The following is a 6,552-nucleotide window of genomic DNA, read 5'->3' as shown; positions in this document are numbered from 1 at the left end:
CGGGCTGGTTGGCCTTGACCACCAGCAGGTAGTGCGCCTTCTTTTCCTCCACGAGGAAGCGCGCGTGGGCGCGTTGGGTGTGCAGGGCATCGGCCGTGACGGTGACCCCGGTCAGGTCGAAGGGTGCCAGCAGCGCGGCGAAGCAGGTGATTTCGTTGGTCTTGTCGGGGACCCGCAGCTGGGCGACGATGCGGCCGTCGCCGGTCATCGCGGCCAGCAGGTGGGCAGCGGGCAACTCGCCGTGCCGGGAGCCTCGGGCGGCCTTGCCATCCACGGCGACCGAGTCCGAGCCGGCCGGATCAGCGCCGGTCAGGTCGGCCAGGCCGCCGGGGCAGACCAGGGCGACAACCCGCCGGATCGTGGCGGCACTGGGTGCGACCCGCACGCCCAGCGCGCCCACGACCCGCGCACCGAGGCGGGCCAGGGCGTGTTGAGGAGCGTTCGCGGACCACTGGCCGATGGCCGCGTACGAGCACGCGTCGGCGACCACCGCCGAGGCGGCAACCAGCAGCACCGCCACGAACGGGTGACGCAGCCCTCGACGCCGACGCGGATCGGGCAGCGCCCGCAACCGCTCCACCAGCGGCAATCCCACCACGCCGTCCAGCGCGGGCGACTTGATCAGGCAGACGGTGGCAGACTGGCGGCACATCGAAGCTCCGGTGGTTCAGGGCGACTTGGGAAGGTCACCCCGTTCAGCCGGAGCTTCGTTGCATTCGTGACGGCCTGGTCCGCACTCCTCGCATTACCGCGACCTGCGGACTGACATGATCACCAGGACTTTGAAACACCCCTGCCGGTTCGAGGTGGAGGTGTCGGCGACGCTTCCGCAGGCGGCGGGTTATCCCGGCACCGCACTCATCACCGACCAGATATCCATCGCGAGGAGTCGGTGGGAGGAACAGCTAGAGCAGGCCGCCCCATCCGCAGCGTTCGAGATGGCGGTCCCGTACCCGCTCCACGACTCTCGGCGTGCCGAGCCTGGACTCGCCCTCCGCGAAGCCCAGCGCTTGATCACCAGCGGCAGCATCCGAGCAGCGATTCTGGAGGTGCGCCGTGTCCTGGAGTGGATGCAGCACAATGCCGGGTGGGACAACCCTGGTTCCAAGAAGCTCGCCAACCAGTGCACCCAGTCGGAGCGCTGGTGGCGAATCCAAGATTCGCTGTACAGCCAGACCTCCGGGGCCATGCACAACGACGCCATCACGAAGTCGTTCGACTACAGCAGGGCCGAAGCCGAAACGCTGCTCGCAATGACCGCCGCGCTCTTGCGAACCGTCCCCGAGCAACTTCCTGCGTCGGCCGATTCCGGCGACACGGGAGTTGACGCGTGACGCTCCGGGTCAGCCACCCTCCGGCCTGAGGTTCGGCCGAAGTCGGGTGAGCAACAATCGCTGGACTCGCAGATGCTGCCCGCTCGGGCGCTGGACCGGGGCCGGACCTCAACCTGGCGCGGGTCACCGGCCTAAACTCGACAGCTGACGATCTACACCTCTTCATCCCGATCGACGTCGGGCAGCGTCTCGCCGAACCGCTCCAGCGCCTCCTCCGGCCCGCAGCCGAAGGCGCGGCCGATGTACTCCCAGCTCAGCATGCTGCTGCGGGCCCTGCGGCCGGCCAGCAACGCGGTCGAACCGGCGGAGCGCACCAGCCGACGCACCCCGGGTCAGGGGTTCTGGGACGGCTCGGTGATCCGCTCGATCCAGGTGACTGTCCCATCCGCCTTCGGCGTGGCGACGTGCTGATCGCAGCGGGTTCCCCTACCTTCGTGCTGGGCCCGGAGGTGGTCTACGGCGGGCCGTTCGCCCGGACGAAATGTGCCTGTGAGCCGGCGGGTGAGATGCCCAACCTCCTCGCCATTCGCCGTGCCATCAGACGACATCACCGTCTCACTTCGCGGCGCAGTCCGGGCTGGCGCCAGCGAGGATCTTCAATGCCGCATGTCACCGACCGTGCGCGCCTCAAGCAGTACCAGGACCTGCTCTCCGTGCCCCAGGACGTTCTGCGGGCCGCCGCGCTCAACGGGCGGATCAAGCTGGACACCGAGGACATCGGCCAGGAGAACTTCCAGGCCCTGCTGTGGGACCTGCTGTTCAGCTCCAGCCACTCGCACCCGTGGGACCACCGCGGCGGCAGGTCCTTCCGTGGCCTCGCCGGGTACGTCGAGTGGATCATGCCTGCGCCACACCAGTTGACGATCCAGGCGAGCGTGGCCCCACGGGTAGCGAACTACCTTCTCCCGAAGACCGTGACCTACACCGACGGCTCGCATGTGCACTTCGGCATCCCGGGCCTGCGGATCGAACGCGTCACCGCTCGCGCCGTCCATCTGCTCCACCTGCCCACTCAGGGCCGCCTCGAACTGCGCGAATACCACCGTGGCAGCCTGCGCACGATGCGCTCTCGCCTGCGGTGGGAGACCGGCTCCAGCGAGACCTCGGAGAATCTTGCGTTCTGGTACACAGCGGGTATCACGGCTGCCGAAGAGAGTGCTTCTCCGCACTGGGACCCGACCCCGTGTACGCCGTTGCGCAGCCGGCTGATGGTTCGCGCGAGCACCTGGTGGAGGCACTGGCCCCACACCGCCGAGATCGTGCCCCCGCGCCGAAGCAACACCAGCCGTTGCCTGACCTGGCGAAAGGGGCCTTCTCCCACGGAGGTATGCGATCTTCTGGTCAACAGCGTCATCCGGATTGCCGGCGCCGTCAACGTCTCCAGCCCCAACGGGCTTGACGGCAGTCTGCTGAGGCTCGGCTCCGCCGCTATCGAGCTGACGCGCCCCAGCTAGCCAGTGGGCGCCGAGCCCGCGTTCGGCGCCCACCCCGGGAGTTCTCGACGTGCGCTGTCCAGGCGCTGGGGGCACCGTCGGTGCATGGGTGTGCTGGTGCTGCTGGAGGTTCGTGAGGGATTCGACCCGGATGAAGCGGAGCCCGTCTTCGTCCGGTCGGTCCACGCCGCCGCGAGCGATCCTGACGTGCCGGAGGACCCGCTGCCGACGACGCTCTGTGGCATCAGCACCGACCCGCTGGTGCACACGCACTACCAGGCCGGTTACGGGGAGCCGTGGTACCCGGCAGAGTTCGAGGACCGGCGATGCCGTGAGTGCGAGCGGGCGCTTCGGCGGATCTGACGCAAGCGCCGGACCTGGGCGTCTCGGCATCGAGCGTCATGAGCCTCAGCGGATGCGCGGACCGCTCTGATCCTGGCGAACCTGCGGCGGCTGCTGGACTTGCGGCTGCGGAGCGGCGGGGCGCTGGGCTGGGGCCTGCACCTGGCGCTGTTCAATGGCCTCGGCCCGGCGGCCGGGTGCGGGCCGGGCGGCCCGGGTGGGCTGTCCTCCGCGCTGCTGGAGCTGGTCGCGGTGGGCCTGGCGTTCGGCCTGGCGGCCGGCGCGGCGGCGCTCGGCGAGGGTCGGCTGGCGCTGTTCCTCCGCCTGCGGCTGCTCGGGCCGGGCAGCCTCCGCGGTGAGCTGGTGGCGCTCGGCGAGCACGGTGGTGACCTGTTCGGCGACGATCTGCTGGGTGAGCGCGGCGTCGTCCAGGCGTGGGAGGTTGGCGAGCCAGGTGGCGCCGGTCCGGGTCGCGACGGTGCGCAGGATCTCGGTCTGGTCCGCCTCAGACAGGGCGCGGTAGACGTCGGCGGCGAGCTGGCGGCGGGCCTGCTGGTCGGTGTTCTCGGTGGTGGTCGCCGTGCTTGTCGGCACGGCGGCGGCCCGGCGGGCGGCGACGGCGGCTGCGGTGGCCTGCCAGTAGGCGTCGTGGCCGGTGCGTCCTTCCTCGATGTAGGGGCCGGCGGGCTGGGCGGCGTTGTCGTCGGTGACCTTGTACTGGTCACGGTAGGCGGCGACGACGGCGAGGTGCTGCTTCCACCGGGCGTGCTGGGTGGGGTCCTGCGGGGCTTCGCCGAGGGTTCGGCTCCACTCCGGGCGGTTCTCCACGGTGCGGTCGGCGAGCACCGAGAGCCGGTTGGCGATCAGGGCGGAGCTGTCGGTGAGGTACTCGTGGTGGAGCGGGTTGGTCGCCGTGGAGCGCGGGACGGCGCTGATCCAGGTCGGGAGGTCGGCGCGGCCGGAGGCGGCTCGGGTGTGGGCGAGGGCCTGCTGCTGGGTGTGCTGGAGAAGTTCGGGCAGCGCGGGGCGGCCAGTCGCCGCGGAGAGGGCGGTCTCCGCGGTGGTGCCGGTGTTCTCGATCGCCTTGAGGGTCCAGGCGAGGGTGCGCCACAGCTCGGCTTCGGCGCGGTCGTTCTGCTGCTCGGTGGCGGCCGGTGCGGCGGTGGCGAGGTGGCGGCCGATGCGCCAGGCGAGGACCTGGCTGAGGCTGTCGGCGCCGGTGAGCGGGCGGCTCTCGGCGGCCTGGCGCAGCAGGGTGGCGGGTTCGTGGCCGGCGGTCTCGGCGCGGCGCAGGGCGGCGGTGAGGGCGGGCCAGGTGCATTCGTTGCGGGCGCGGGTGGCGAGTTCGGCGCCGAGGATGTCGGTGGCGAGGGCCTGGTGGCGCAGGGCGACGTGGGTGTTCTGGTGGTTCTCGGGGATGCCGTCGGCGGTCAGGTTGGTGCGGGCGGCGAGGGTCAGGGCGGTGACCGGGTCGCTCGTGCCGGTGGTCTGGTTCGCGGCGGTGATGAGCAGGGCGTTGGTGTCGCGGTTGGCGCGCTCGGCGGCGGCCAGGGTGCCGGCGAGGTGCGGCCACTGCGGGTGGGCGGTGACCTTGTCGGTGGTGGTGCCGACCGCGGTGGCGGCGGCGTCGGCGTAGCGGTTGAGGGTATCGGTGGAGACGTGCGGGTGCGCGTCGGGGAGCTGGGCGGCGGCGGGTGCGACGCGCAGGGCGGCCGGTTCGGCGGTCGCGGTCTCGGGGTCGAACCGGTGGGCGGGCAGGTTGGTGAGCTGCGCGACCAGGGAGGCGTAGCGGGCGGTGTCGGCGGTGGTGGGGGCGTTGAGGTGGGCGGGGGCCGGGCGGTCGTCAGTGATGGTGTTCAGGCGCCAGGCAAGGGCCTGGGCCGGGGAGTCGGCGGCGGTCAGGTCGCCGCGCCAGGTGGCGGCGGCGATCAGCCGCTCGGGCTGCCAGCCGCCGGCTTCGACGTTGCGCAGCGCGCGGACGACGGCGGTCATCGCGTCGTCGGTGGTGATCTGCTCGGCGAGGGCGGGGCCGAACAGGCGGTGGATCAGCTGGTGGTAGTAGGGGCCAGTGAGGGTCTCGACAGCGTGCTGGTGGCGGGGCGCCAGGGTGGCCAGGGAGACGGCCTCCTCCTGGGCGCTGCGGATGGCCTCGGTGGCGGAGAGCTGGGCGCCCTCGCGGCCCAGGACGCGCTCCAGCACCTCGCGGGCGGCGAAGGAGTCAGGGTCGTTCTTGGGCTGGTCCAGCTGCTCGTCGGTGTCGAACAGGAGGAGGTCGTGGGTGGCGGTGTAGAGGGTGGTGGTGTGGCGGGCGCGGGTGAGCTGAACGTACAGATCCTCGCGGCTCATGTCCTCGGTGACCAGCGGGTGGGCGGTCTCGACGGTGCCGCCCTGGGAGCGCATGACGGTGGAGGCGTAGAGCAGCTGGACGTTGGTGGCGACGTACTCGGCGGGCAGGGTGAGGTGCCCGCGGTGGCCCATGTGGCGGCTCTTGAGCGAGCCGTCCTGGTGGCGCTTGAGGATCTCCCAGGCGTCGCCGTTCTTGACGAAGTCGCGGCCCCGGCTGGTGGTGATCTTGTGGTTGTTCTCGCGGGTGACGATCCAGTCGCCGCGGCCCGCGGGGTTGCCGTCGCGCAGCAGGACGCCGTCGGCCTCGACCTGTCCGGCGGCCACGCGGTCCTCGCGGACGCGGGCGGACAGGGCGGTGACGTCGGTGCCGGCGCGGGCGCTGATCAGCGTGGTGCGGCCCGCGAGCATGTCGGCCTTCCACCCGTCGTACGCGGCTTCGACCATGGCGGTGCGCGAGCAGCTGACGACCCGCTGGTTGGCGAAGTATAAGCCCAGGCCGCTGCCGTCGCCGACGCGGAGTTTGAGCGTGGCGCCCGCCTCGTCCTGGTTGCTGAATCGGTAGAGGGTGGTGAGTTCGACGGCGCCGGCTTCGGCGGCGATCAGGCGCAGCGCGCCGCCGGATTCGACGGAGGTGAGCTGGCGGTGGTCGCCGAGCAGACGTACGGTCGCGCCGCGCTGGGCGGCGATGCGGACGAGGCTGTCCAGGTTGAGCGTGCCCGCCATCCCGGCCTCGTCCACCAGGACCACGTCGCCCGCGTTCAGCACGAAGCCCGCTCGGCTGGCGGGCACCTTCGCGCCTCGCTGGAGGCTCCTGGCGCATTTTCCCCCGGTGTACTCCCAGAGGAACTTGTGGAGGTTCTCGGAGGGCTGCTTGAGGTCCTTGGCGAGGACGGCAGCTGCCGCGGCGGAGGTGGCGAGCGGGACGACGCGCTGCCCGGCCTGGGCGGCGACGTGGACGTATGCCTGCATCGCGGTGGTCTTGCCGGAGCCGGCCGGGCCGAGGCCGACGGAGGAGAGTAGCCGGGTGTCGGCGGCGAACGCGGTGACGAGAGCGCGCTGGCCCTCGTCGAGGGGACGGTTGCGGGCTTCGAAGCCGT

General features: G+C 71.5%; 6 protein-coding genes. 3 read left to right on the top strand and 3 right to left on the bottom strand.

Annotated features, from left to right (window positions below):
- On the bottom strand, positions 1-652 hold a 652-nt coding region (locus IEZ12_RS21585; RefSeq protein WP_229847750.1), incomplete at its 3' end, for an ISAs1 family transposase.
- A gap of 115 nt (positions 653-767) precedes the next feature.
- Here IEZ12_RS21585 and IEZ12_RS21580 point away from each other — a divergent pair.
- Positions 768-1,334, top strand: a complete 567-nt coding sequence (locus IEZ12_RS21580; RefSeq protein WP_189273750.1) for a hypothetical protein — start codon at positions 768-770, stop codon at positions 1,332-1,334.
- 152 nt (positions 1,335-1,486) lie between these two features.
- On the opposite strand, the gene IEZ12_RS21575 is transcribed toward IEZ12_RS21580, so the two are convergent.
- Positions 1,487-1,648, bottom strand: coding sequence for a hypothetical protein (locus IEZ12_RS21575; protein WP_189273749.1), 162 nt, complete (start codon positions 1,646-1,648; stop codon positions 1,487-1,489).
- A gap of 285 nt (positions 1,649-1,933) precedes the next feature.
- Between IEZ12_RS21575 and IEZ12_RS21570 the strand changes: the two genes are divergently transcribed.
- Together IEZ12_RS21570 and IEZ12_RS21565 are read left to right on the top strand one after the other, a co-directional pair.
- Positions 1,934-2,788: a hypothetical protein gene (locus IEZ12_RS21570; RefSeq protein WP_189273748.1), complete on the top strand. Its 855-nt coding sequence runs from the start codon at positions 1,934-1,936 to the stop codon at positions 2,786-2,788.
- A gap of 84 nt (positions 2,789-2,872) precedes the next feature.
- Positions 2,873-3,130 carry a hypothetical protein gene (locus IEZ12_RS21565; RefSeq protein WP_189273747.1) on the top strand — a complete coding sequence of 86 codons (258 nt, stop codon included), beginning with the start codon at positions 2,873-2,875 and terminating at the stop codon, positions 3,128-3,130.
- Positions 3,131-3,175: 45 nt separating this feature from the next.
- Here IEZ12_RS21565 and IEZ12_RS40130 read toward each other — a convergent pair.
- Positions 3,176-6,552: AAA family ATPase (locus IEZ12_RS40130; RefSeq protein WP_189273744.1), on the bottom strand; the 3,377-nt coding region annotated here is incomplete at its 5' end.

The organism is Kitasatospora griseola, assembly GCF_014648555.1.
GTDB classification, from domain to species: Bacteria; Actinomycetota; Actinomycetes; order Streptomycetales; family Streptomycetaceae; genus Kitasatospora; species Kitasatospora griseola.
This window is presented reverse-complemented; position numbering and strand designations above follow the sequence as displayed.

Coding starts and splice junctions, on each gene's coding strand:
- IEZ12_RS21580 (WP_189273750.1), top strand. CDS start 768: ATGATCACCAGGACTTTGAAACACCCCTGCCGGTTCGAGGTGGAGGTG.
- IEZ12_RS21570 (WP_189273748.1), top strand. CDS start 1,934: ATGCCGCATGTCACCGACCGTGCGCGCCTCAAGCAGTACCAGGACCTG.
- IEZ12_RS21565 (WP_189273747.1), top strand. CDS start 2,873: ATGGGTGTGCTGGTGCTGCTGGAGGTTCGTGAGGGATTCGACCCGGAT.